Genomic DNA, 24,728 nt, shown 5'->3' with positions numbered 1-24,728 from the left:
CTTTCGCACCATCGACCAGTCAGTTTCGCACCGACTCGAACTCCTCGAAAATAGTTTCGATCTGCCTGTGGAAAACGGCTTCTGACCTGGTGCTTTGTCGGTGGGTCCTGAGATACTTAACTCATGGCCACCACCGCGGCGCACCCCATCGGAGGTGCTGTCGCGCGGGTGCACGCCACCCTTGACGAGGTGGCTGGTACGCCGTTGTGGTCGATGAGCCAGGAGGCCACCGCGCAGACGTTGGTCGAGGTCTCGCGGGCCGAGGCCCGGTTGGTGGAGGTGCGCTCGCAGCTGTTGTCGCACGCCGAGACAGTGGCGGTGGCGGAGACGAACGCGTCGCCGTCGGTGGCGGTGTGGCACTCCAACGCGACACGGTCGACGAAGCGCGAGTCGTTTCGCCAGGTGCGTCTGGCTGAGGGGCTGGATCGCTACGACCTGGTGCGGGAGGCGCTCGGTCGTGGCGACATGGTGGCGGAGCAGGCGTCGGTGATCTGCACAGCGCTGGACGAGCTGCCCGACGATCTCGACCCGTTCGTGTTGGAGCAGGCGGCGAAGGCGCTGGTTGCGTTCGCGGAGGTCCACGACGCGAAGGCGCTGCGGGTGCTGGGCCGTCGGATCCTCGAAGTCGTCGCACCGGAGGTGGCCGAGGCCTGGGAGGCCGAACAGCTCGAGCGCGAGGAGCGGGAGGCCGAGAAGTCGGCGGTGTTCCGGATGCGTGAGGACGGGCACGGGCGGATCAAGGGGTCGTTCACGGTGCCGCTGCTGGTGGGTCAGATGTTGGAGCGGGCGCTGCTGGCGTTTGCCGCCCCGAAGCACCAGATCGCCACCCGGGACGCTGAGGAGGAGCAGAGCGAGGCGCCGGTGCCGGTACGCCGCCCCACAGCGGAACGGTTGGGTGCGGCGTTCGTGGAGCTCGTCGAGCGCCTCGACCCCCACGACCTGCCCAAGGCCGGCGGTGTCAACGCCACCGTCGTCGTGACCATGACCCTCGACTCCCTCAAGGACGGCCTGGCGGCCGCCACCCTCGACACCGGTGACCGGATCAGCGCCGCCACCGCGAGGCGGCTGGCCTGTGAGGCAGGTGTCGTGCCGGTGGTGCTGGGTGGCAAGAGCCAGCCGCTCGACGTGGGCCGCGCGAAGAGGTACTTCACCCCGGCCCAGCGGGTCGCGATGGGCATCCGTGACGGCGGCTGCACTGCCCGCGGCTGCGACGCCCCTCCGGCGATGTGCCACGCCCACCACGACGATCCCTGGTCGTGCCACGGCCACACCGACCTCGACTGCGGACGACTCCTCTGCCCCTTCCACCACCGCCGGATCCATGACCCCGAGTACGAGAGCGACGTGGGGGCTGACAACCAGGTCACCTTCAACCGACGAACCTAGGAGCACTCCGCTCCCCGGCGCCGTTGGTTGAGCAGCGAGGGCCGAAGGCTCGAGCGACGCCGAAACCCGGTGAGCCCACGGCGTACGGCGAGTGGGCCACTCGCGGGGTCTCGGCGTCGCTCGTCGCTGGCGCTCCTCCCTGCTCGACCAGCGGTGGGTGCTGGCGCTCCTCCCTGCTCGACCAGCGGTGGGGCGCTGTCTTTGGATCGTGTGAGGATCGCGCGGGATGGGGCTGGTGTGGTTGGCGTCACGGTGTCGGCGGTCACATGCTCGGGTCTCCAGACCCCAGGAGGCACCCATGAGCACCACCCCCCACGCCGGCGCCGACGCCGGCACCGCCACCGGCACCCCGCCGCGCTGGCGGCTGATCGGCCCCGGCCTGGTGGTCGCGGCCACCGGGGTGGGCGCCGCCGACCTGGTCGCCACGATGATCGCGGGCAGCAAGTACGGCTACGCGCTGCTGTGGGCCGTGGTCGTCGGCTGCGTGATGAAGGTGGTGCTCGTCGAGGGCGCCGGGCGCTTCTCGCTGTCGACCGGGCGCACCATCTTCGAGGGGTGGAGCAGCCTGGGGCGCTGGACCCACATCTACTTCGGGCCCTACATCGTGGTCTGGGGCTTCGTCTACGGCGCCGCCGCGATGGCCGGCACCGGCCTTGCCCTGCACGCGCTCTTCCCGGTGCTCGGCGTCACCGCCTGGGGCATCGTCTCCGGGCTGATCGGCCTGGCGCTGGTGTGGTCGGGGCGCTACGCGATCTTCGAGAAGACGCTGAGCCTGCTGGTGCTGCTGATGTTCGTCTGCATGGTCGCTGCCGCCGTCGTCACCCTGCCCAACCTGCCCGACATGGCCGCCGGGCTCGCCCCGCGCATCCCCGACGGCGCCCTGATCAACGTGCTCAGCGTCGCCGGCGGCGTCGGCGGTACCATCACCCTGGCCGCCTACGGCTACTGGCTGCGCGAGAAGGGCTGGTCGACCCCCGCCTTCATGCGCGTGATGCGCCTCGACAACGGCGTCGCCTACCTGGTCACCGGCATCTTCGTGATCGCCACCCTCGTGGTGGGCGCCGAGCTGCTCTACTCCGCCGGCATCGCCGTCGACACCGGCGACAAGGGCCTGCTCGACCTCTCCGAGGTGCTGCGCGACCGGTACGGCGCCGCCACCGGCACCATCTTCCTCGTCGGCTTCTGGGCCGCGGCGATGAGCTCGCTGGTCGGCGTGTGGAACGGCGTCAGCCTGATGTTCGCCGACTTCGCCGGCCACGTGCGCGGCCTGCCCACCGACCACGCCGACCGCCAGGGCGGCGGGCGCTGGTACCGCGCCTACGTGCTGTGGCTGACCCTGCCGCCGATGCTGATGCTCTTCCTCGGCAAGCCCGTCTACCTGATCCTCGCCTACGGCGTGCTCGGCGCGCTGTTCATGCCGTTCCTCGCGATCACCCTGATCTGGCTGCTCAACACCGACCGCACACCTAAGGAGTGGCGCAACAAGCCCTTCGCCAACGTGGTGATGGTGCTGTGCGCGCTGACCTTCCTGGCCCTGGCCGTCGACCAGGTCCGCTCCGCGGTCGCCGGCGTCCTCTGAGCCTGACGCCGAGCGTGACGTACGCCGCCGCGGTGCCGGCGGCGGCGTACGATCCCGGGGTGCAGCTGCTGCTCGTCGAGGACGACGCCGGGGTCGCCGCGGCCCTCGTGGAGACGCTCGAGGGCGCCGGGTGGGGCGTGACCCACTGCCGGCGCGGCGACGACGGGCTGCACCAGGTGGCCGGCGCCGACCTCGTGGTGCTCGACCTGGGGCTGCCCGACATGGACGGCCTCGACTTCCTGCGCACCCTGCGCCGCGCCTCGACCGTGCCGGTGCTGGTGCTCACCGCCCGCGACGGTGACGGCGCCACCGTCCTCGGGCTGCGCGCGGGCGCCGACGACTACCTGGTCAAGCCCGTCGGGCAGGCCGTGCTGGTGGCCCGGGTGCACGCCCTGCTGCGCCGCAGCCGCGTCGAGGACACCGCCCGCGAGGGCGCCGCCACGCTGGCCTGGGGCGGGCTGGCCCTCGACCTCGGCGCGCGCCGCGCCACCCGCGACGGCGCCGAGGTCGCGCTGACCGCCACCGAGCTCGACGTGCTCGAGGCGCTGGCCGCCCAGCCCGGCGAGGCGGTGAGCCGCGAGGCCGTGCAGCTGCACGTGTGGGGCACCCCCGCGCTGGGCCGCTCGCGCTCGCTCGACTTCTTCGTGGCCTCGCTGCGCAGCAAGCTGGGCCCCGACCTGCCGCTGCACACGGTCCGGGGCTTCGGCTACCGGCTCGGCGGCTGAGCCGGCCGGAACAGGGCGGGACAGGGCGGGGGAGCAAGTGGAGAGACGGGTCCGGCTCGTGGTGGGGCTGCTGCTGGTCGGCGCGCTCCTGGCGTTGTCGGTACCGCTCGCACTGGCCCTGGGCGACCGGCGTACGGCGGCGCTCGCGGTCGAGCGCGACCGCCAGCTGAGCGTGCTCGCCGAGCTGGCCGCCCGCGAGGGCGACGTGGCCGCGGCGGTCGCGCGCTACCACGAGGTCTACGACGAGGACGTGCTCGTCACCGACGCCACCGGACGCGTGCTGGCCGGGGCGGGCGCGCTCGACACCGGGGAGGCGGAGGTCGCCGAGGCGGTGCGGGTCGGCCTGGTCGGCCAACCCACGCCGGCGCTCGAGCGGGTGCTGCCCTGGACCCGCGACCAGCCGCTGCGCAGCGCGGTCGCCTTCGAGGACGGCGACGTCGCCGCCCTGGCGCTGCTGCGCGTCGACACCAGGGCGGCCGCCGGCGACGTGGCGCGCGGCTGGGGGTGGGTGCTGCTCGTCGGAGTGGCGCTGCTGCTCGCCGCCCTCGCGCTGGCCCGCTGGCTCTCGCGGTGGGCGGTGCGCCCGGTGCACTCCCTCGAGAGCGCCGCCCACGACCTCGCCCAGGGCGGTCGCGGCGGTGGCGCGGTGCTGGCCAGCGGGCCGCCCGAGCTGCGCGGGCTGGTCGACGAGTTCAACCGGATGGTCGAGGTGGTGCAGCGCTCGCTCGACGACCAGCGGCGCCTGGTCGCCGACGCCTCCCACCAGCTGCGCAACCCGCTCGCGGCCGTACGGCTGCGCGCCGACTCGTTGGGCGCGCACCTGCACGACTCCGGTGCCCGCACGCACGCCGGGCTGACCAGCGAGCTCGAGCGCCTCGAGCGGCTGCTCGACCAGCTGCTGCGCCTGGCCCGGGCGCAGGAGAGCGGCACCTCCGGGGTCGCCGGTGCGCGGGCGCCGCAGACCCTCGCGCCGCTGGCGCAGGTGCTGGCCGAGCGGGTCGAGGCGTGGGCGCCGGCCGCGGCCGCCGCCGAGCAGTCGGTGGTCGTGGTCGAGCCGGTGCCCGACCTCGAGGTGGCCCGCGACGACCTCGAGCAGGTGCTCGACGTGGTGCTCGACAACGCGGTGCGGCACGCCGGAGCGGGGGCGGGGGTGTGCCTGCGTGCCGACGCCCCTGCTGCTGTCGCTGGTGGTGCCGCTGGTGGTGTCGCTGGGCGGCAGGTGGTGGTCGAGGTCGACGACGACGGGCCCGGGCTGGGCGAGGGGGAGTGGTCGCGCGCCGCCGAACGGTTCTGGCGCGGCTCCGACGACCCGCACGGCTCGGGGCTGGGGCTCTCCATCGCCCGCGAGCTGCTGCGCGGCGCCGGGGGCGACCTGTCGGTGGGGCCCGGCCCGCGCGGCGGGGTGCTGGTGCGGGTCAGCCTGCCCGTGGCCGGGGACGGCCCGTGAACCCGGTGGGGCGCCGCGCGCTGCTGGCCGGTCTCGGCGCCGGGGCCGTCGGGCTGGCGCTGCCCGGCTGCGCTGCCGACGTACGACGGCTGCGGCTGGCGGCCGGTGACGACGGCGGGATCTACGCCGCCTTCGGCGCGCTGCTCGCGCCCCGGCTCGAGGCGCGGGTCGACGGGCTGGCCGTCGAGGTCGCGGTGACCGCCGGGTCGGTGGACAACCTGCGCCGGCTCGCCGACGGCGACGCCGAGATCGGGCTGGCGCTCGCCGACAGCGTCGGGGCCGGCTCGGGCGACCCGGCCGAGGGCGTGGTGGCGCTGGCGCGCACCTACGAGAACTACCTGCAGCTGCTGGTGCCGGCCGACTCGCCGGTGCGCGACGTCGCCGGGCTGCGCGGGCGGTCGGTGGTGCTCGGCGCCGCCGGGTCGGGCGCGGCCGTGTCGGGCGGGGTGCTGCTCGAGGCCGCGGGGCTGCAGACGGGGGGTCGTGGAGGGGGTGGTCGCGGGGCGGGCGTGGTCGACGTGCGCAACGCCGGGCTCGCCGCGTCGCTGGCCTCCCTCGACGACGGCAGCGTCGACGCCGTGCTCTGGTCGGGCGGCATCCCCACCCCCGCCATCGCCGGCCTCGACGCCACCCGCCCGCTGCGGATGCTCGACCTCGGCGCCTGGGCCGAGCCGATGGCCGAGGTCTCCGGCTACCCCTACCGCGCCCGCCGCGCCCCCGACGTCGCGTACGCCGGCACCGTCACCAGCACCATCGGCGTCCCCAACCTCCTGCTGGCCCGCGCCAACCTCGCCGACGACCTCGCCGGCGCCGTGGTCGAGACGCTGGCGCGCGACGCCGCCGCGCTGGTGCCCGACTCGGCGCGAGGGGTCCAGTACCTCGCCCCGCCCTCCATGATCCAGACCGGCTCCGTGCCGCTGCACCCCGGTGCGGTCGCGGCGTACCGGCGGCTGCACGGTTGACGGCCGAGCAGTCAGTTTCGCACCATCGACCAGTCGCTCTTGCACCATCGACCAGTCGCCTGTGCACCGAAGAGATCGTCTCGAAAAAAGTTTCGATCTGCCTGTGGAAAACGGCTTCTGACCTGGTGCTTTGTCGGTGGGTCCTGAGATACTTTGCTCATGGCCACCACCGCGGCGCACCCCATCAACGGGGCGCTCGCGCGCATGCACTCGCTGCTCGACCAGCTCGCCGAGACGTCGCTGTGGTCGATGAGCCAGAGCGCGACGGCCGAGGCGCTGGTCGACTTCTCACAGCTCGAGGCGAGGGTGACCGAGCTGAAGTCGCGGACCCTCGCCCACGCCGAAACGGTGGCGGTCGCGGAGACGAACGCCTCACCGTCGGTGGCGGTGTGGCACTCCAACGCCACCCGGTCAACGAAGCGGGAGTCGTTCCGCCAGGTCCGCCTGGCCGAGGGGTTGGATCGCTACGACCTGGTGCGGGAAGCGCTCGGCCGTGGCGACGTCATCGCGGAGCAGGCGTCGGTGATCTGCACAGCCCTCGACGAGCTGCCCGACGACCTCGACGCCGGCGTGCTGGAACAGGCCACCAAGGCACTGGTCGCGTACGCGGAGGTCCACGACGCCAAGGCACTGCGTGTCCTGGGGCGACGCATCCTCGAGGTGGTCGCACCCGAGGTCGCGGAGGCGTGGGAGGCCGAGCAGCTGGCGAAGGAAGAGCACGAGGCGGAGAAGTCCGCGGTGTTCCGGATGCGCGAGGACGGCCACGGCCGGATCAAGGGATCGTTCACGGTGCCGCTGCTGGCCGGCCAGATGTTGGAGCGGGCGCTGCTCGCGTTCGCCGCACCCAAGCACCAGATCGCGAACCGCGCCGCTGCAGATGAAGGCGAGCACGATGAGCAGGCACCGGTGCCGGTACGCCGCCCCACGGCGCAGCGGTTGGGCGCGGCGTTCGTGGAGCTCGTCGAGCGCCTCGACCCCCACGACTTGCCGAAGGCCGGTGGGGTGAACGCCACGGTTGTGGTGACGATGACCCTCGACTCCCTCAAGGACGGCCTGGTGGCCGCCACCCTCGACACCGGTGACCGGATCAGCGCCGCCACCGCACGCCGACTGGCGTGCGAGGCCGGTGTCGTGCCGGTGGTGCTGGGTGGGAAGAGCCAGCCGCTCGATGTGGGCCGCGCGAAGAGGTACTTCACCCCGGGCCAGCGGATCGCGATGGGTATCCGTGACGGTGGCTGCACCGCCCGCGGCTGCGACGCACCGCCGGCGATGTGCCATGCCCACCACGACGACCCCTGGTCGTGCCACGGCCACACCGACCTCGACCGCGGACGACTCCTCTGCCCCTACCACCACCGCCGCATCCATGATCCGGCGTACGAGACCGATGTCGGTGCTGACAACCAGGTCAGCTTCCACCGACGAACCTAGGAGCACTCCGCTCCCGGCACCGTTGGTTGAGCAGCGAGGGCCGAAGGCTCGAGCGACGCCGAAACCCGGTGAGTCCATGGCGTACGGCGAGCGCGGCCCTTACGGGGTCTCGGCGTCGCTCGTCGCTGGCGCTCCTCACTGCTCGACCAACGGCGGGTCGCTGGCGCCCTTGTCGGCGGGGGTCAGCGGGGCTCGAGCACGACCACGGGGATCTCGCGGTCGGTGCTGGCCTGGTAGTCGTCGTAGTCGGGCCAGGCCTCGACCATGGTGCGCCACATCTCCGGCTTCTCGTCGGGGGTCGCGACGCGGGCGCGGACGGGGATGCGGCGGTCCTTGACCTGCACCTCGACCTCGGGGTCGTCGGAGAGGTTGAGGAACCACGCCGGGGGCGAGTCGGCGCCGCCCTTCGAGGCGATCACGAGGTAGGCGTCGCCCCAGGGGCGGAAGATCAGCGCGTTGGTGCGCGGCTCACCGGAGCGGCGTCCGGTCGTGAAGAGGATCAGGACCGTGGTGCCGTTGCGCCAGTGGTAGCCGTCCTCGCCGTTGGTCTCCAGGTAGCGCGCCACGTGCGGGGCGCCGTGCAGGTCGATCGCTGACGTCATCTCCCCATGGTGCGCTCAGGGGGAGTCGTCGCGCCAGAGTGCGACGCTGCACGCCATGCCCGCCACCCACAGCAGCACCACGGGCACGTCGCCGCTGTGCATCCCGTGGCTCTCGCTGACGGTGAAGAGCACGCGTCCGGTCCACGGCCCGTGGCCCGCGACCAGCAGCAGCGCGAGGACCGACACGATGAGGTAGATCGCGATGGCGATCAGGCGTCGGCGCTGCACCGGGAGAGAGTAGACGCGGCGTGCGTGCTCGCCCGACCGATCTACCCGTTCTGGGCGATGCCGAGGGTGCCTGCTAGCGGTGCTAGCGCGGCGAATCGCTTTGTTTCATTGGGGTTACCACCCGGTAGTGACTCGTCACACAGCCGCTAGCACTTGCAAGCGCTAGCAGGAGCAAGCACTATGGGGGACATGGCAAAGGGAAAGGTCTCGAACGCAGTCGGGACGCTGGGTGACTACCTCAAGGAGCAGCGCACCAGTGCGCAGCTCTCCTTGCGGCAGCTCGCCGAGCAGGCCGGCGTGTCGAACCCCTACCTGAGCCAGATCGAGCGCGGGCTGCGCAAGCCGTCCGCCGAGGTGCTGCAGCAGCTCGCCCGAGCGCTGCGGATCTCCGCCGAGCAGCTCTACATCCGCGCCGGCATCGTCAGCCCCGACGACGGCGTCGGCGGGTCGGTGGAGCTCGCCGTGCTCGGTGACACGCACCTGACCGAGCGGCAGAAGCAGTCGCTGCTCGACGTCTACCAGTCCTTCCTCGCGATGAACGAGGCGCAGGCCGGGGTCGCCGCCCCGGACGAGCCCGGCATCGACGAGGACTGAACGCCCACCCGACGTACGCCGCTCGTCTGAGCGGCGCGTACCAGAACGCCCGGCATCCACCGGGAACCAACCGAAGGAGCCGACATGGCCAAGACCAAGTTCGACATCAAGTCCGAGGCGACCAAGGGCCTGTACGCCGGTGCCGGCGTCGCCGACCTCGTCGTCGAGACCGTGCGGGAGTACGTCACCGACGTGCAGACCCGGATCACCGGCGTGCAGAAGGACGTGCAGACCCGCGTCGCCGACGTGCAGAAGTCCGTCACCGACATCGACCTCAAGCCCGAGGCCCTGCGCAAGCAGGCCGTGACCACGGTCAACGCCCGCGTCGACGCCCTCACCGAGGACGCCAAGGCCCGCCGCAGCGCCATCGAGGCCCGCGTCGCCGAGCTGCAGAACGAGGCCCTGGCTCTGCCGGGCAAGGTCCAGGGCACCGCGACCGCGACCTACACCGACCTCGCCAAGCGCGGCGAGACCCTGGTGACCCGCATCCGTCGCCAGGAGTCGACCAAGGCGGCCACGACCTCGGCCAAGACCACCTCGGCCAAGGCGAAGACCACCAAGACCCAGGGCACCAAGGCGGCGAACACCACCGCCAAGAAGGCCTCGACGCAGACCAAGACGGCTGCCAAGAAGTCGACCACCGCGACCAAGACCGCCGCGAAGAAGACCACCACGGCGGCCAAGACCGGCACCAAGTCGACCACCGCGACCGCCAAGAAGGCTTCCGCCCCGGCGCAGTCCTCGGCCAAGGCCACCGGCACCGCCGCCGCCAAGACCGCCGAGAACGCCGCCAAGGCCACCACCGAGGCCGCCAAGAAGGTCGGCGACTGATCGTCTCCGGCTCCCCGCGCTGACTTCGGTCACGCGTCACGCAGCGCGGCGCAGAGGCACCAGGACCCCCGCACCCACCAGGGTGCGGGGGTCCTGCGCATGTCGGACCGGGGCCCCGGCACTTGCCCGGGCCGGGGCCCCGGCACCCCGTCCACCCCGAGTCGGGTGGAGAGCGACCACCCGGGCGTGGTGAATCCCTCGGGGCTTTACCCAGTGCACCCCGCCCCCCGGCCGACCCGGCTCACCCGCCCGACGACACCCCTGGGGGTGGATGGCCCGTCCGGGGGGTCTTGGTCCGAACAGCCCCCACGAGCCGGCCCGGCTCTTTACCTTGCCCTGGTGACCACCGCCCCCGGCGTACGCCGCCTGCTCGCCGCCCTGTCCGCCCTGCTGCTGGGCCTGCTGGCGGCCGCCGGCCCCGGTGCGGCTCGCACGGTGCTCGACGGCCGCGTCGACCCGAGCATCCCCTGGGCGATCACCGAGCTCACCTGGGACATGCACGACACCGACCTGCGGACGCGGTGGTCGGCCCAGGAGAGCCCGGCCGGCGACTGGGCGGACTCCTACGACGTCGCCGTGATCGTCGGTGGCACGGCGCGACCCGTCGAGACCCTCAGAGTCCCGTACTGGTCCGGCCGCTTCGGCGACGTGCCCAGCGGGACCTCGATCACCTGGTCGGTGCGAGCCAGCGGTGGCGGTGTCGACGGTGAGTGGGCCAGCTTCACGACCCGCACCGGAGGTCACGCGCCGGGCGACGTGCTCGACCTGCAGGTCGAGTCCGATCCGGAGGCCGACGCGCTCGAGGTGAGCTGGACGGCGCCCGCCGAGCAGGTCGCCGACTACTGGGTGACGCTCGACGACGGTGCTCACGGTTCCGCCCGCACCTTCAACACGAGCAGCGCGCGGGTGCGGGTGCCGATGACGCAGGGCCGCACCCCCGTCGAGCTGCGGGTGCGCGCCGGCAACGCGTACGGCTGGTCCTACGGGTCGAGCCTGAGCACGTTCTACGAGGACGTGCCCGCGGCGCCCTCGGAGGTCAACGCTCGACCGCGCGCGGGCGGCTTCGCGCTGAAGTGGCAGATGGTGAGGTGGGCGGACCACGCGGACCGGTGGGAGGTGCTGGTCGACGGGCAGGTCGTGCCGAGCGAGGCCCGCCACGGCGGGGTGGGACGCAACATGCTCGCCGACATCGAGGGGCTGGCGACCGGCCAGGAGTACGAGGTCGGGGTGCGGGCGGTCAACGAGCACGGACCCGGGATCGTCTCGTCGGTCGTGGCGCGCACCTACGCCCTGCCCGACCAGGTCGCCGCCCCGCGCGTGAAGCCCGGGGTGAAGGGTGGCGGGCTGAGCGTGCGCGTCTCGTGGACACCGCCGCTCGACTGGGGCGGGGGAGAGGAGTGCTGCTACCGCATCACCGGGCACGGCCCGGCCGACCGTGCGGGCGTGCCGGCGCTGGTCGAGCGCTGGAGCGACGCCCCGGCCACCCGTTTCGACTTCCCCGTCGGGCGGGCCGGGAAGTGGCGATTCCAGGTCGAGGCCAAGACCGGCGCCGGGTTCAGCCCGATCAGCGATCCCAGCCGCAGGGTGCGGGCCCGCTGAGCCCGGGCCCGGCTCGGCTGGCGCTCAGTCGCGCAGCGCGGCGACGAGCTCGCCCAGCCGCGCCGGCGCGACGTCGTACCCCGGGAAGTAGCAGCAGACCCGCTCGGCCAGGTCGCCGAAGCGGCGCCTGAGCTCGGCGGCGCACTCGCTCGGCGTGCCACGCACGGCCAGGGTCTCGATGTGGCGGGTGGTCACCAGCGCCATCATCTCCGCCACCGCGCCGGTCTTGGAGAGCGCGTTGAGCTCGGGCTGCAGGTCGCCCCAGCCCTCCACATCGAGCACCGAGCGGTACGCCGGCGTGGAGCCGTAGAAGGCCAGCAGCCCGCCCACGCCCCGGTCGGCCGCGGCCTGCTCCTCCGGTGTCGAGCCCATCGCCACGATCGCCTGCGGGTAGAGCCGGAAGTCCGCGCGTGGGCGCCCGGGCTCGCGGGCAGCCAGTCCCTCCTCGAGCGCCGGCAGGGTCCGCTCGCGCACGTGGCGGTGGCTGTGGAACGGCATCACCAGCAGCCCGTCGGCGACCTGGCCGGCCGCCCGCGTCATCAGGGGGCCCAGAGCGCCGAGCAGCACCGGCGCGATGCCGTGCGGGTTGGGGCCCGGCACGAACGTCGGCGGCATCAGCGTGTGCTTGGTGAACTCGCCACGGAAGTCGAGGCGGGTGCCGTCCTGCCACGCCGTCAGGATCGCCCGCGTCGCCAGCACCGCCTCGCGCATCCGCGCCGCCGGGCGCGACCACGTGGCGCCGTACCGGTTCTCGACGTGCGGGCGGATCTGGCTGCCCAGCCCGAGCCGGAACCGGCCGCCACTCATCAGCTGCAGGTCGTACGCCGCGTGGGCCAGGTGCATCGGCGAGCGCGGCGTCGCGATGGCGACGTTGGTCATCAGGTCGACGTCGACGCCGTGGCTCGCTGTGGCCGCGAGCGGGAGGAAGACGTCGTGCGGGCCCTCGAAGGTGAACAGTCCGGCCACCCCTGTCGCGGCCAGCTCGGCGGCACGTGCGGCGGCCTGGTCGGGGCGGGCGTCGAGCTGCACGTCGAGGAGCACGGAGCCGATCTTGACACGTGTCAGGTCGGTTGGGGAGAGGTCGCGTCGACGCTGCCTCCCCAACTTCGGGTATTCGACGCGCGGGCCGGTGCGGGTCGTCGTCGGCCGATGCATAGTGGTCCTGCGGCTGCCCGGGCCCGCGGTCTTGAGACTCCCGCCGGCCCGGACACCCGCCCAACGTGAACAACCCGGACGACCCGGCCCTCCCGCGACGTAGCCTGGAGGCGTGCACCGGATCTTCACCACCCCGATCGCCGACGTGTGGCCGCACTACGTCGCCAAGCTCGAGCGCAAGGGCCGCTCCCGTGCCGAGCTCGACGAGGTCGTGCACTGGCTGACCGGTCTGGACCCGGCCCAGGTCGAGGCGCACCTCGGGGCCGGCACGACCTTCGAGGGGTTCTTCGCCGCCGCGTCGCTGCCGCCGCAGGTCACGCTGATCACCGGCGTCGTCTGCGGAGTGCGCGTCGAGGACGTCGAGGACCCGCTGATGCAGAAGATCCGCTACCTCGACAAGCTCGTCGACGAGCTCGCGCGCGGCAAGACGATGGAGAAGGTGCTGCGCCGCTGAGCCGCAGTCCCCCCGCTCTGAGTCAGAGGTCGGTGATGACGAGCCCGCGGTCGCGCAGTGTCGGCGCGTGCTCCTCGCCGACCTGGCCGAAGACGATCGCGTCCTCCACCACCAGGAACCGGCCCAGGCCGGAGCGGGCCGTCACGACCTCGTGGGCGACTGCAGGCGGCAACCCGCACACGGTGCTCAGCTGCGCCGGGGTGGCCGTGTTGAGGTCGAGCAGCCCGCCGTCGTCGTAGCCCAGCTCCACGTCGGGACGGCCGATGCCGAGCTCGCGGGCCATCATCGGATCGGTGGCGGCCAGCTTGCGTGCCTCGTCGCGGCGACGCCGTGCCTGCTCGACGGTGGCCATCGCCCCCTGGTTGCCGCTGGGTGGCGTGACCGGGAGCGGAGCAGCGGTCGAGGAGGGCCGGTAGACCTCGCGGCGCAGCCCGAAGAGCAGCAGCGAGGCCACGAGCATCACCGACATCATGAGGACCGCGCCGAGGCTCGACAGCCAACCGGTCGGGTCGCCTGCCTCGTCGGTCGGAGAGAGGCCGATGAGCACGAACCCCACGATGCTGACTGCCGCGATCGCCGTGCCCGCCTTGCGGGTCTGCGGCCGGTCCAGACGCGATGCGGCGTGGAAGAACGGGACGGCAGCGAGCAGTCCCAGACTGGCCAGCGTGATCACGAAGTACCACCGCCCGGTGGGTCCGTCCTGAGCCGGCGTCAGTCCTCCGTGCTTCGGGGACCGGTGCTCGGTCCATGCGCTGCCGTTCCAGTAGCGCAGCTGAGCTTGGTCGTGAGGGTCGGCGTACCAGCCGGCTCGTTGTGCGTTCATCTGACCCTCCCGAGCGGTGCGTTGACCTGACCCCGTTCACGGTACGTCGGGCCACCGACCGTCCGTTCCTGCGGCTACCCTCGGGCCGGCATTGAGGGGTCGTCGTGGAGGAGGGTGAGCGTGGACATCGAAGAGATCCGGCTGCTCGCCGACACCCACCCGGCCTGGCGCCTGCTGCGGGCCCGCAACGCACCCCTGGTCCTGGGATTCCTGGGTCGCGTCTTCGTGGAGGAGAACTCCGGTGCACTGGCGCAGTCCGAGCTGACCGGGTCCCTCGAGGACTTCCTGCACGTCGCGAATGCCGGGCGGGGGGCCGAGCAGCAGCACACCGGTGACGCGAGGGCCTATCTCGACGACTGGTCGGCGCCGGAGGCCGGCTGGCTGCGGCGCTTCTACCCGGCCGGCGTCGACGAGGTCCACTACGACGCGACACCGGCGCTCGAGAAGGCCTACGGCTGGGTCACCGGCCTGCGGGCCCGCAGCAGCATCGGCACCGAGTCACGGCTGCACACCCTGGTCGACCTGCTGCGCCAGATGGTGCACGGCGCCGAGGTCGACCCCGCGACCCGGCTCGCCGAGCTGCACCGCCGTCGCGAGGAGACCGACCGCGAGATCGCCGAGGTCGAGACCGGCCAAGTGCGGGTGCTCGACGGTGCCGGGCTCCGCGAGCGCTACCAGTTCTTCTCCAGCACCGCCCGCGAGCTGCTGGCCGACTTCCGCGAGGTCGAGGAGAACTTCCGGGCGCTCGACCGGGCCGCCCGTGAGCGGATCGCCACCTGGGAGGGCGCCAAGGGCGAGCTGCTCGCCTCGCTCGTCGGCGACCGCGCCGACATCGCCTCCTCCGACCAGGGCCGCAGCTTCCAGGCGTTCTACGACTTCCTGCTCTCCCAGGACCGCCAGGACGAGCTCAGCGATCTGCTCGCGCGGGTCCAGAGCCTCGACGCCGTCGACGTCGAGCCGCGGGTGCGGCGGGTGCACCACGACTGGTACGACGCCGCCGAGCGCACCCAGGCCACCGTGCGCAGCCTCTCCGAGCAGCTGCGCCGCTTCCTCGACGACCAGGTGTGGGTGGAGAACCGCCGGGTCCTCGACCTGGTCCGCGCCATCGAGGCCGCCGCCCTCGACGTGCGCGCCGCGCCCCCGACCATCGGTCTCGAGGTCGACGAGCCCCAGCTCGCGATCGCGCTGCCCTTCGAGCGCCCGCTCTACGACGTGCGCCCGCCCAGCCAGGTCGACTCCGAGCTGCCGGCCGCCGAGGTCGAGGACCTCGACACCACCGCGCTCTACGACCAGACCTTCGTCGACACCGCGCGCCTCGCCGAGCAGGTGCGCACCGTGGTCCCGCCGCGCAGCTCGGCGCTGCTGCACGAGATCATCGAGCTCTACCCGCTGCGCGACGGGCTCGCCGAGCTCGTGGGTTACCTCGCCCTGTCCGAGGAGGACCTGGCCGTCGAGCTCGACGAGCGGCGCGAGGTCACCGTGACCTGGCACGACGAGGATCTCGGCGAGCGCGGCGTACGGATGCCGGAGGCGACGGTGCGACGAGGATGAGGCCATGAGGAGCGAGTCGGAGCTGGCGGTCTCCACCGCCGTGATCACGCTGATGCGCGGCGTGGTCTACCGCGAGAGCCACGAGGCGGTGTGGCAGGGCCTGCTGCGCCACGGCGCACCCGTGCGTGACCACTTCGCGACGATCGGCGTCGACGTCGTGCTCGACGAGACCGAGGGCTACGCCTACCTGCGCTCGCGCGACGAGGAGGGCGCGCTTCCCCGCCTCGTGCAGCGGCGGAGCCTGTCCTACCCGGTCAGCCTGATGCTGGTGCTGCTGCGCAAGCGGATGGTCGAGTGGGAGTCGACCAGCCAGGAGGCGCGGCTGATCATGAGCCGCGAGCAGATCGCCGAGATGGTCTCGCTGTTCCTGGCCGACAGCCCCAACCAGGCCCGCCAGCTCGACCAGGTCGACGCCACCATCACCAAGGTCGTCGACCTTGGCTTCCTGCGTCGGCTGCGCGGGCAACGCGACGTGCTGGAGGTCCGACGGATCCTCAAGGCGTACGTCGACGCGCAGACCCTCGCCGACTTCTCGGGCCGGCTCGAGGAGTACCGCGGGGGCGTGTCGTGAGGAGGGGCGGTCGATGAGCGAGGCATTGTTCTCCGCCGTCGAGCTCGGCGGGGGCGAGCAGCGGGCCGGCTGGCGGCTGCACCGGCTCGAGGTGCTCAACTGGGGCACCTTCGACGGGCGGGTCTGGAGGCTGCGCCTCGACGGCGAGAACACGCTGCTCACCGGCGACATCGGCAGCGGCAAGTCCACCCTGGTCGACGCGGTGACGACGCTGCTGATGCCGGCGCATCGCATCGCCTACAACAAGGCCGCCGGTGCGGAGGCGCGGGAGCGCTCGCTGCGCAGCTACGTCGAGGGCCACTACAAGTCCGAGCGGGTGGAGAGCAGCGGCACCTCGCGTCCGGTGGGGCTGCGCGACCACCGCTCCTACTCGGTGGTGCTGGGTGTCTTCGCCAACGACGACGTCGAGCACCCAGTGACCCTGGCCCAGGTCTTCACCCAGCGCGAGCGCACCGGCCAGCCCGAGCGCTTCTTCGTCACCGCCGAGGCCGGGCTGGGCATCGAGGCCGACTTCGCCGGCTTCGGCAGCGACCTCAACGCGCTGCGCAAGCGGCTGCGCGACGGCGGCGCCCAGGTCGACAAGGACTTCCCGGCCTACGGGCGTCAGGTCCGCCGGCTGCTGGGGATCGCCTCCGAGCAGGCGCTGGAGCTGTTCCACCAGACGGTGTCGATGAAGTCGGTCGGCAACCTCAACGACTTCGTGCGCACCCACATGCTCGAGCCCTCCGACGCCAGCGACCGGATCGCCACGGTGGTCGCACACTTCGAGGACCTCACCCGCGCCCACGACGCCGTGCGCCGCGCCGAGGACCAGCTCGCCGCCCTCGACCCGCTGCTGGTCAACTGCGACAAGCACGCCGCGCTCGAGGCCGAGCGGCGGGCCGCCGGTCGCCAGCGCGACGCCGTCGGCCTCTACTTCACCGAGCGCAAGGCCGAGCTTCTCGAGGCGATGGGCGCCGAGCTCGAGAGCACCCTGGTCGGGTGCCGTCGCGACGGCGAGGAGGTGCGGGCCCGGCTCGAGGAGGCCCGGCGCCAGCAGGGTCGCCTGATCGGGGAGCGCGCCTCCGCCGGCGGCGACCGCGTCAGCGAGCTCGAGCGGGAGGCCGAGGAGCTGCGCACCCTCGCCGAGGCACGCCGCCAGCGTGCCGAGCGCCACCACCGGCTGCTGGAGGCCGTCGGGCTCGCGGGCGTCGACGGACCGGCCGCCTTCGCCGAGCGGCGCGACGAGGTGGGTGCGGCGTACGACGCTACGAGACCGCGCCAGCGCGCCCTCGACGCCGAGCTGGCCGACGTGATGAGCCACCGCTCGCGGGCGCGCGAGGAGGCGGGCGATGTCGAGGCCGACCTGGCCAGCTTGGCCGGGCGGCACACTAATTTGCCGCGCGCCAGCCTCGAGCTGCGGCAGCGGATGTGCGCCGAGCTCGGGATCGAGACCGAGCAGCTGCCCTTCGTCGGTGAGCTGGTCGAGGTCCGCGACGAGCACGCGGCGTGGCGCGGCGCGGCCGAGCGGGTGCTGCGCGGCTTCGGGCTCTCGCTGCTCGTGCCCCAGCGGCACTACCGCGAGGTCGCGGCCTGGGTCAACGCCCACCACCTGCGCACCCGGGTCGTCTACCACCGGGTGCCCGAGCGGCAGGTGCGCCTGCAGCCGGAGCCGCCCGTGGCCCACTTGCGGCTCGTCGACACCCTCGAGGTCGAGCCCGGCCGCTTCGAGACGTTCCTGGAGCGCGAGCTCACCCGTCGCGCCGACCACCGCTGCGTCGACTCGCTGGCCGAGTTGCTCGAGGCCGACAAGGCCGTCACCGTCGAGGGACAGGTTCGCCAGGGCAGCCGGCACGAGAAGGACGACCGTTCGCGCGTCGACGACCCGCGCTCGTGGATCCTCGGCCGCTCCAACGCCCGCAAGGTCGAGGCGCTGGAGGTCGCGCTCGGCGAGGTGCGGGCCCGCCTCGTCGGTCTCGACCGCGACGTCGAGACGGTCGAGGCCCGCCGCGACGACGTACGCCGCGCGGCCGAGGCGCTCAGCAGCCTGACCCAGTTCGACTCCTGGGCCGAGCTCGACGCCGCCACCCCCGCGGGGCAGGCCGGGGAGGCCGACCGCCAGCGCGAGCGGCTGCTGGCCGGCTCGTCGCGGCTCGCCGAGATCGACCGGGCGCTCGTGGCGGTCGACGCGCAGATCGCGCAGGCGGAGAAGGAACGCTCCAGGCTCGAGAACCAGCTCGGCGGCCTGGAGTCGCAGCTCGCGCGCACCGTGCGCCGGCTGGAGGCGGCGCGGGCCCAGGTCGAGGACGCCGGCGCGGTGCTGATCGCCGCGCGCGAGCAGTACGCCGACCTCGCCACGCGCCTGGGCGCGACGGTCGTCGACCCCGACGACTGCGACCGGGCCGCCCGCGACGCGGCCGAGGGGCTGACCCGCTCGATGGACCGGCTCCAGCAGCAGATGAACGGCATCGCGACGACCGCGCAGCAGCAGATGACGGCGATCAAGCACCAGTGGCCGGCGGTGACGACCGAGATGGACGCCTCGATCGAGGCCGCGTCGGAGTTCCGGGCCTTCCGCGACCGGGTCCGGCGCGACGACCTGCCGCGCTTCGAGCAGGAGTTCAAGCACCAGCTCAACACCAACACGATCCGCGAGCTGGCCGGCTTCGCCACCTGGCTGCGCCGCCAGGCCGACGACATCCGCGACCGCGTCGAGCAGATCAACGACTCGCTCGGCGCCATCGACTACTCCCCGGGCCGCTTCATCCGCCTGGTGGTCGAGCCGACCGTCAACACCGACGTGCGCCAGTTCCGCGACGACCTGCGCGCGGTGACCCGCGGGGTCCTTGAGGGCGACAGCGACCAGTACTCCGAGCAGCGCTTCGTCGACGTCAAACGGATAATCGACCGCTTCCGCGGTCGCGAGGGCCACGCCGAGGCCGACCGGGCCTGGACCCGGCGGGTCACCGACGTGCGCAGCTGGCACACGTTCTCGGCGGCCGAGCTCGACCGCGAGAGCGGGCAGGAGTGGGAGCACTACCGCGACTCCGACGGCAAGTCCGGCGGGCAGAAGGAGAAGCTGGCCTACACGATCCTCGCCGCCTCGCTGGCCTACCAGTTCCGTCTCGAGTGGGGCACCACGAGCTCGCGCGCCTTCCGCTTCGCGGTCATCGACGAGGCGTTCGGGCGCGGCTCCGACCTCTCCACCCGCTACGCACTGTCGCTCTTCGGCCGCCTCGGGCTCCAGCTGCTGATCGTCACCCCGCTGCAGAAGGTGCACGTCATCGAGCCGTACGTGCGCTCGATCGGCTTCGTCGACAACCGCGACGGCCGCGAGTCGCGGGTGCAGACGCTGAGCATCGAGGAGTACCGCGCCCGCCGGGAGGCCGGCGGCGGGTGGGCCGCGCGTGGCTGAGTGGTCGACGCCCGACGACGTGGCCGCGCGGCTGCGGCCGCGGTGGCGCTCGGGCGAGCTGCTGCGCGCCTGTGCCGAGGGTCGGCCATTCGAGCCGGTCGAGGTGCGGCTGCGCGGTCCTCGCGCTCGCGAGCTGGGCGCCGACCTCGAGCGGGTACGCCGCTGGGCCGAGCGCCTGGAGCGGGCGGCTCCCGGTCGCTACGAACTCGTCCGCGAGCCCGTCGGGGTGCGCACGGTGGGTCGCAACGATCTCCCGGCGCGGGCGGTCGTCACCGGCTACGAGCAGGCGTGGCGACTGCTGGACGTGGGCGACGAGGCCGGACGCCACGCGCGGCTGGTCGGCCTGCTCGCCGGAGATCCGGACCTGCGTTCCTGGGCGCTCGCGCAGCCGCACGCGGCGCTCGGCGTCGAGGAGGCGCACTGGCCGGGGCTCCTGGCAGCGCTCGAGTGGCTGCGCGCGGCGCGCGGATCGGGGCGCTTCCTGCGCGAGATCAGCGCCCCAGGGGTCGACACCAAGCTCGTCGAGCGCCATCGGGGTCTCCTGGCTGCGGTGCTGGGGGTGCCGGGCGCGGCCGACGACTTCGTCGAGGTGCTGGGCCTGCGGGTGCGCCCCGCGCGCGTGCGGCTGCGGCTCGGCGAGGCGCTGCTCCCCGGGTCGTCGTGGGCTGCGCTGCGCGACGTCACCGCGCCGGTCGAGCAGCTGGCTGCGCTCCCGGTCGCGCCCGCCGCCGCGGTGGTGCTGGAGAACGAGACGACGTTCCTCGCCGCCCCCCTGCCGCCGCGCGGCGTCGCGGTCTTCGGTGAGGGCTTCCGGGTCTCGCGCCTGGGGTCGCTGCCCTGGTTGCGCGACGTGCCGGTGCACTACTGGGGCGACCTCGACACCCACGGGTTCGCGATCCTCGACCGGCTGCGGGCCTGGTTGCCGCAGACCACCTCGTTCCTGATGGACCGCGACACCCTGCTGGCCCACCGCGAGCGGTGGGGGAGCGAGCCGAGCCCGACCACCGCGGCGCTGACCCGTCTCACCGACGCCGAGCAGGCGACGTACGAGGACCTGGTCAGCGACCGGTACGCCGACCGGGTGCGACTGGAGCAGGAGCGCATTGACTGGGCGTGGGCGCTCGAGCGCTGGCCGGACGGCACAGCCGGCTGAGAGCGGCGGACCGGGCCGCCGCGGCGTCATCGCGCATGCGTTCCGTGCATGCTGTGGTGCTGCACGAAACGCATGACTACACTAGATGCTCTGGAGGTGGGCGATGGCGACGCACGCACGCACGGCCGACGACGATCTCGTCGAGTTCAGGGGCGAGGCCGACCGACTGGCGCGGGTCCACGAGGAGATGCTGGCGTCCGTGGCTGCCCTGGGTCCTGCGATGCACGCCGTCGCCCGCGGGGCGTCGCCCCAGCTGGCGCGTGCCACCCAGGCACAGGAGAACCTGTACGACCGCATCGATGCGCAGTTCGGGCTCCTCGACTCGGCAGCCGCGGGGCGGCGACTCGGCTCGAGCGCCGGGCGCCCCGGCAACGCCGCCCTCCAGGCGCGTGCCGAGGGGAGGCTGGTGGCTCTCAAGCGTGGTGCCCGCCTCTACTTCCCCGGTTTCCAGTTCGACGCGGACGGTCGCCCGCTCGCGGTGATCGGCGACCTCGTCCGGACGGCCGCGGCGGCGGGCCGCTCCGAGCGTGGCCTGGTCGAGTGGCTCAGCAGCCCGAGCAGCTTCTTCGACGGGGTCCCGCCTGCTGTCTACCTCGCTGACGACCCGACCGCGGTGGCGGAGGCGGCCAGTTCCGCGTTCGGAACCGCCTGGTGAGGGCTGCTCGCCGATCCCTGCCCCGACCGCCCGACCCGTTCACGCCCGCGGTGTCCGTGCTGCGCGCCGGGACACGTCTCTACCGGGTCCACGACAATGCGTTCACCGTGGCGCAGTTCAACCCCGGTGTCGGAGGGCCGTCCCGGTTCGCCTTCTTCGGTGACCCGGTGGTGCCGGTCCTCTACACCGCGATGAGCGAGGAGGCGGCGGTCGCGGAGACCCTGCTGCGCGACGTGCCGGCCACCGGCGGCGTGCTGAGCCACGACGACTACGCACGCCGGGTCATGGGTCGCCTGACGGTGCAGCGCGACCTGCGCCTGGCGGCCCTCCACGGACTGGGGCTGCGACGGCTCGGTGTCACCGACACCGATGTGGTCGACGTGCACGGTCCGGGGGTCTACGCCCAGACCGTCCACTGGGCGCGCGCGGCGCACGCGGCCGGTTACGACGGGCTCGAGTGGATGTCGAGCCGGTGCAACAACACGCAGGCCCAGGTCATCTTCGGGGACCGGGCGGGCGACGCCCTCGCCCAGGACCCGACGTACGGCCGGGTGCTCGCAGCCGGCACGGACTTCGACTGGTTGGTGGACCTCTGCGCCCCGCTCCGTGTCGACGTCATGCCACCGTCCTGAGCGATGCCCGGTGCTCGGGACGCGCTCAGCCCGTCGCCTCTCCCGCGGCGTCGCACCAGACCACCATCTCCTGGCAGCGGGCGCGGGCCAGCGCGGGGACGGCATCGGCCAGGTGGTCCCAGGCGAGCAGGTGCTGGGGCGTCGCGAACCGTGCCAGCCGCTCGTGGTCGAGGAGCGGGTCGATCATCAGCTCGCCGATGCGGTGCCGGTGGGCGGACACCCGCTCGGGGCGGTCTCGGGCCATCCGCAGGGCGGCGGCGACGGCCTGGCCGACCAGCGTGTCGGGCCGCTGGTCGGGCCGCTCGCCCATCGGCAGGCCGAGCAGCGAGACCCACGAGCGGTGCGGCAGGTCGGAGGTCAGCGACGCGTCGGGCTGCAGCGTGCACCCCAGGGGCAGGCGGCGGCTGGCGATGCGGGTGCCCACGATCTCCGCCCAGCCCGGGGGCCGGCCCGCGACCGCGGCGGCGGTCGGCTCGTCGACCACGAGCGGTGGGCCCTCGAGCACCAGACCGGGTTCGTCGTCGACCGGCACCAGCCGGCCCAGCACGTGGGTGCCTTCGTCGACCTGCTCGCCGAGCCCCAGGTCGAGGATCTCCCGCGGTGCTCCGCTGCGGGCGTCGTGGAGGGTGCGGACCTCGTCGTCGAGACCACCGATCCGGTAGCCGCCCATGGCGGCGCGGCCCCACCGGGTCACCGGGCCGCCGCGCTCGACGAGCTCGGGCGCGAGGCCGACGGGTGGCGGGACGGGCAGGAGCAGGTCGCGGAGGCCGCCGAGCTCGTAGACCTCGAGCTGGCGCATCATCCAGTCGCGGCCCCACAGCTGCGAGGTCGCCTGCTCCGGGTAGGTGAGGTCGAGCGCCTCGAGGTCGACCCCGTGCGGGTGGGCCAGGGCCATGCCGGCCTCGAAGGCGACCTTGGAGCGCCGCTGGTCGACGCCGTGGCGGCGGGCCGTCACGGTCAGCCACCGCGCCACCAGCCAGCCCGGCGCGTCGTCGCCGAGGGCGGCCAGCACCTCCAGCTGCTCGCCGTAGGTGGAGTCGCGGAACATCGGCACCCGCCGGTAGTGGCGCAGTGCCGCGGCCCAGTCGCCGCGCAGCTCGGCGGCCTGGGAGGCGGCGAACGCCTCGTGGTGCTCGGACGACATCTGGCTCGCGATGGACCGGTAGGGGCGGGTGGGCTTGCGGCGTCGGCTCATGGGACCGACCCTGTGCGCGCCGTGCGCTTCGCGGGGGCCGTCTCGCTCGGCCTGTGGAGCAGCGCTCCGCGCGAGGGCCCTGTGGACGACAAGTGGCTGATACGAAGATAAACAGTTGGCCGGGGTTAGCAGGCTTTCTCCAGGGTGACGGTGTAGCCGAGTTGTTCGAGCTGGTGCAGGGCGCGGCCTTTGGTGCGCTCGGGGCGCAGGGTGGTGAAGAAGTCGGCGCCGGGGTCGTTGTAGAGCTCTCCGGTCTGGAGCATGTGCCAGATTGCGTTGAGCATGTCGTGCTGCAGCGCAACGCCTGCTCGTTTCTTGCCGCGACGTGCTGCGATGCGTCGGTACTTGGCGGCTAGATAGGTGTTCTTGGTTTGGGATGCGGCGAAAGCTGCGATGCCCAGGGCGCCTTTGAGGTGGGCGTTGCCGTGGGTTGTCTTGCTGGACTTCACCACTCCAGCCGACTCGTTGTTGCCCGGGCAGACTCCTGCCCAGGAGGCCAGGTGTGCGGGGCTGGGGAAGCGGGACATGTCGGCGCCGGTCTCGGCGATGATGACTTCGGCGACTCGGTTGCTGATGCCGGGAATCGATGAGATCAGGGTTCGGGCGTCGCGAAAGGGTTCGATCATCGCCTCGATCCGGTCGGTGATCTCGCTGATCACTTGGTCGTGTTTGTCGATGAGATCGAAGTGCGCGCGCACCAGGAAGCTGTGATGGTCGCTGAAGCGTCCGGTCAGTGCCTCGATCAGCTCGCCGCTCTTGCCCCGCATTGACCAGTGCGCGAGGTCGGCCAGGACCTCAGGGTTGCGTTCGCCAGCGCACAGAGCGTTCAGCATTGCTCGTGCAGAGACCCCGGTGAGATCGGATGCCACCGAGGACAACTTGATGCCGGCTCCTTCGAGGAGCTTCTCCATGCGCAGCACCTTGCGAGAGCGTTCGCGAGTCACTGCGCTGCGGGTGCGGGTCAGGTCGCGCAGCTCACGGATCGCCGGTGGAGGGACGAACGAGGCTCGGACCAGACCATGAGCTCCGAGCTGGGCCAGCCAGGTCGCGTCGTTGACGTCGGTCTTGCGGCCGGGCACGTTCTTGACGTGTCGGGCGTTGACCAGCATCACCTCGCAGCCCGGCAGGTCCTCCAGCAAGTAGTAGTAGGGCTTCCAGTAGTCGCTGGTGGCTTCCATGAGCACCAACGTGACCTGCTGCTCGATCAGGTGCTCACGCAACGCCAGGATGGTGTTGGTCATCGACCCCCACGTGGTGACAACCTCGCTGATGCGTTCTTTGGCCCTGCGGCTGTGGGGATTCACGCCGGGAGTTCGCACGCAGACCTTCGCGAACTTCTTGCCGATATCTATGCCCGCGCACCGCGGATGTACTTCCTCCATCACTGCGTCCTCCTTGATCCGGTGGCGACGCCGACCCGGCGTCGCAGGTGCCGGCCGTGAGGGGAGCGAGTGATTCGGAAGTCTGAATACGCGTGCTCAACGGCAACAATCCACGGTTCTCGTGGGAGCTCCCCGCCCCATGCTCGAAAGCAGGCTCAAGGCGCCAGAGACGCTCGGGGTCCGTCACGACCGACACCCTCCAAGCATCACCCCGACAACGCCACGCGGGAACCGTCACCGACCCCGATCTTCCCGCGCCACGGCGCGGCCCGGGGTTGGCCGCTGGGTTGCTCGAGAGCCCGGGCGAACGCCGTACCGCCCTCGTCCCCGGTTGCGTCACCATCTCCTGAGGCGGGTGGTGGCGGGCGGTTCGGGCCGA

22 protein-coding genes are annotated in these 24,728 nt (G+C 72.6%); 16 read left to right on the top strand and 6 right to left on the bottom strand.

Annotated elements, in window-relative coordinates; all coding sequences use genetic code 11:
• Positions 1-123: 123 nt before the first annotated feature.
• The 6 genes from JOE61_RS07210 (at position 124) to JOE61_RS07185 (ending at position 7,530) form a co-directional block, all read left to right on the top strand.
• On the top strand, positions 124-1,386 hold the full coding sequence (locus JOE61_RS07210; RefSeq protein WP_193670721.1) for an HNH endonuclease signature motif containing protein: 1,263 nt from the start codon (positions 124-126) through the stop codon (positions 1,384-1,386).
• Between the two features lie 298 nt (positions 1,387-1,684).
• Complete coding sequence (locus JOE61_RS07205) at positions 1,685-2,965, top strand: Nramp family divalent metal transporter (protein WP_193670722.1); 1,281 nt, start codon at positions 1,685-1,687, stop codon at positions 2,963-2,965.
• 14 nt (positions 2,966-2,979) lie between these two features.
• Entirely contained in the window at positions 2,980-3,690 is a 711-nt protein-coding gene (locus JOE61_RS07200) for a response regulator transcription factor (protein WP_204797169.1), read from the top strand.
• 37 nt (positions 3,691-3,727) lie between these two features.
• Positions 3,728-5,137 carry a sensor histidine kinase gene (locus JOE61_RS07195; protein WP_193670723.1) on the top strand — a complete coding sequence of 470 codons (1,410 nt, stop codon included), beginning with the start codon at positions 3,728-3,730 and terminating at the stop codon, positions 5,135-5,137.
• Positions 5,134-6,099 carry a TAXI family TRAP transporter solute-binding subunit gene (locus JOE61_RS07190; protein WP_204797168.1) on the top strand — a complete coding sequence of 322 codons (966 nt, stop codon included), beginning with the start codon at positions 5,134-5,136 and terminating at the stop codon, positions 6,097-6,099. The genes JOE61_RS07195 and JOE61_RS07190 overlap by 4 nt, the downstream gene beginning before the upstream one ends.
• 159 nt (positions 6,100-6,258) lie before the next feature.
• Positions 6,259-7,530, top strand: coding sequence for an HNH endonuclease signature motif containing protein (locus tag JOE61_RS07185; protein WP_193670724.1), 1,272 nt, complete (start codon positions 6,259-6,261; stop codon positions 7,528-7,530).
• 182 nt (positions 7,531-7,712) lie between these two features.
• Here the strand turns inward: JOE61_RS07185 and JOE61_RS07180 are convergent, their stop codons facing one another.
• Both JOE61_RS07180 and JOE61_RS07175 read right to left on the bottom strand, forming a co-directional pair.
• Positions 7,713-8,132: a nitroreductase family deazaflavin-dependent oxidoreductase gene (locus JOE61_RS07180; RefSeq protein WP_193670725.1), complete on the bottom strand. Its 420-nt coding sequence runs from the start codon at positions 8,130-8,132 to the stop codon at positions 7,713-7,715.
• Positions 8,133-8,147: 15 nt separating this feature from the next.
• Positions 8,148-8,360, bottom strand: a complete 213-nt coding sequence (locus tag JOE61_RS07175; protein ID WP_193670726.1) for a hypothetical protein — start codon at positions 8,358-8,360, stop codon at positions 8,148-8,150.
• Positions 8,361-8,549: 189 nt separating this feature from the next.
• On the opposite strand from JOE61_RS07175, the gene JOE61_RS07170 reads away from it, so the two are divergent.
• The 3 genes from JOE61_RS07170 to JOE61_RS07160 all read left to right on the top strand — a co-directional run bounded on the left by JOE61_RS07170 (position 8,550) and on the right by JOE61_RS07160 (position 11,384).
• Positions 8,550-8,954, top strand: coding sequence for a helix-turn-helix domain-containing protein (locus JOE61_RS07170; protein ID WP_193670727.1), 405 nt, complete (start codon positions 8,550-8,552; stop codon positions 8,952-8,954).
• An 84-nt stretch (positions 8,955-9,038) separates the two neighbouring features.
• Entirely contained in the window at positions 9,039-9,785 is a 747-nt protein-coding gene (locus JOE61_RS07165) for a hypothetical protein (protein ID WP_193670728.1), read from the top strand.
• Positions 9,786-10,124: 339 nt separating this feature from the next.
• Positions 10,125-11,384 carry a hypothetical protein gene (locus tag JOE61_RS07160; RefSeq protein WP_193670729.1) on the top strand — a complete coding sequence of 420 codons (1,260 nt, stop codon included), beginning with the start codon at positions 10,125-10,127 and terminating at the stop codon, positions 11,382-11,384.
• A gap of 24 nt (positions 11,385-11,408) precedes the next feature.
• Here JOE61_RS07160 and JOE61_RS07155 read toward each other — a convergent pair whose 3' ends face one another.
• The gene (locus tag JOE61_RS07155; RefSeq protein WP_193670730.1) at positions 11,409-12,425 is read right to left on the bottom strand and encodes a TIGR03617 family F420-dependent LLM class oxidoreductase; all 1,017 of its coding nucleotides are present in this window, start codon (positions 12,423-12,425) and stop codon (positions 11,409-11,411) included.
• A gap of 226 nt (positions 12,426-12,651) precedes the next feature.
• On the opposite strand from JOE61_RS07155, the gene JOE61_RS07150 reads away from it, so the two are divergent.
• Positions 12,652-12,993, top strand: coding sequence for a DUF2200 domain-containing protein (locus JOE61_RS07150; protein ID WP_193670731.1), 342 nt, complete (start codon positions 12,652-12,654; stop codon positions 12,991-12,993).
• Positions 12,994-13,015: 22 nt separating this feature from the next.
• On the opposite strand, the gene JOE61_RS07145 is transcribed toward JOE61_RS07150, so the two are convergent.
• Positions 13,016-13,816 (bottom strand): DUF2510 domain-containing protein, encoded by an 801-nt coding sequence (locus JOE61_RS07145; protein ID WP_193670754.1) that lies wholly within the window; start codon positions 13,814-13,816, stop codon positions 13,016-13,018.
• A 120-nt stretch (positions 13,817-13,936) separates the two neighbouring features.
• Here JOE61_RS07145 and JOE61_RS07140 point away from each other — a divergent pair, with 120 nt between their 5' ends.
• From JOE61_RS07140 to JOE61_RS07115, 6 genes are all read left to right on the top strand, one after another.
• On the top strand, positions 13,937-15,367 hold the full coding sequence (locus tag JOE61_RS07140; protein WP_193670732.1) for a DUF3375 domain-containing protein: 1,431 nt from the start codon (positions 13,937-13,939) through the stop codon (positions 15,365-15,367).
• Between the two features lie 4 nt (positions 15,368-15,371).
• Entirely contained in the window at positions 15,372-15,938 is a 567-nt protein-coding gene (locus tag JOE61_RS07135; protein ID WP_193670733.1) for a DUF4194 domain-containing protein, read from the top strand.
• Positions 15,939-15,951: 13 nt separating this feature from the next.
• On the top strand, positions 15,952-19,332 hold the full coding sequence (locus JOE61_RS07130; RefSeq protein ID WP_193670734.1) for an ATP-binding protein: 3,381 nt from the start codon (positions 15,952-15,954) through the stop codon (positions 19,330-19,332).
• Positions 19,325-20,485, top strand: coding sequence for a Wadjet anti-phage system protein JetD domain-containing protein (locus JOE61_RS22430; protein ID WP_193670735.1), 1,161 nt, complete (start codon positions 19,325-19,327; stop codon positions 20,483-20,485). Before JOE61_RS07130 ends, JOE61_RS22430 begins: the two co-directional genes overlap by 8 nt.
• 103 nt (positions 20,486-20,588) lie before the next feature.
• Positions 20,589-21,140, top strand: a complete 552-nt coding sequence (locus JOE61_RS07120) for a hypothetical protein (protein WP_193670736.1) — start codon at positions 20,589-20,591, stop codon at positions 21,138-21,140.
• A 50-nt stretch (positions 21,141-21,190) separates the two neighbouring features.
• On the top strand, positions 21,191-21,772 hold the full coding sequence (locus JOE61_RS07115) for an RES family NAD+ phosphorylase (RefSeq protein WP_193670737.1): 582 nt from the start codon (positions 21,191-21,193) through the stop codon (positions 21,770-21,772).
• 25 nt (positions 21,773-21,797) lie between these two features.
• On the opposite strand, the gene JOE61_RS07110 is transcribed toward JOE61_RS07115, so the two are convergent.
• Together JOE61_RS07110 and JOE61_RS07105 are read right to left on the bottom strand one after the other, a co-directional pair.
• Positions 21,798-22,967: a hypothetical protein gene (locus tag JOE61_RS07110; protein ID WP_193670738.1), complete on the bottom strand. Its 1,170-nt coding sequence runs from the start codon at positions 22,965-22,967 to the stop codon at positions 21,798-21,800.
• A gap of 125 nt (positions 22,968-23,092) precedes the next feature.
• Positions 23,093-24,349: an IS110 family RNA-guided transposase gene (locus JOE61_RS07105; protein WP_193670739.1), complete on the bottom strand. Its 1,257-nt coding sequence runs from the start codon at positions 24,347-24,349 to the stop codon at positions 23,093-23,095.
• Between the last annotated feature and the right edge of the window lie 379 nt (positions 24,350-24,728).

Origin of the sequence: Nocardioides salarius, from assembly GCF_016907435.1 — a bacterium.
Lineage (GTDB): Bacteria > Actinomycetota > Actinomycetes > Propionibacteriales > Nocardioidaceae > Nocardioides > Nocardioides salarius.
The sequence above is the reverse complement of the archived record's forward strand: the minus strand, read 5'-3'. Positions and strand labels throughout refer to the sequence as shown.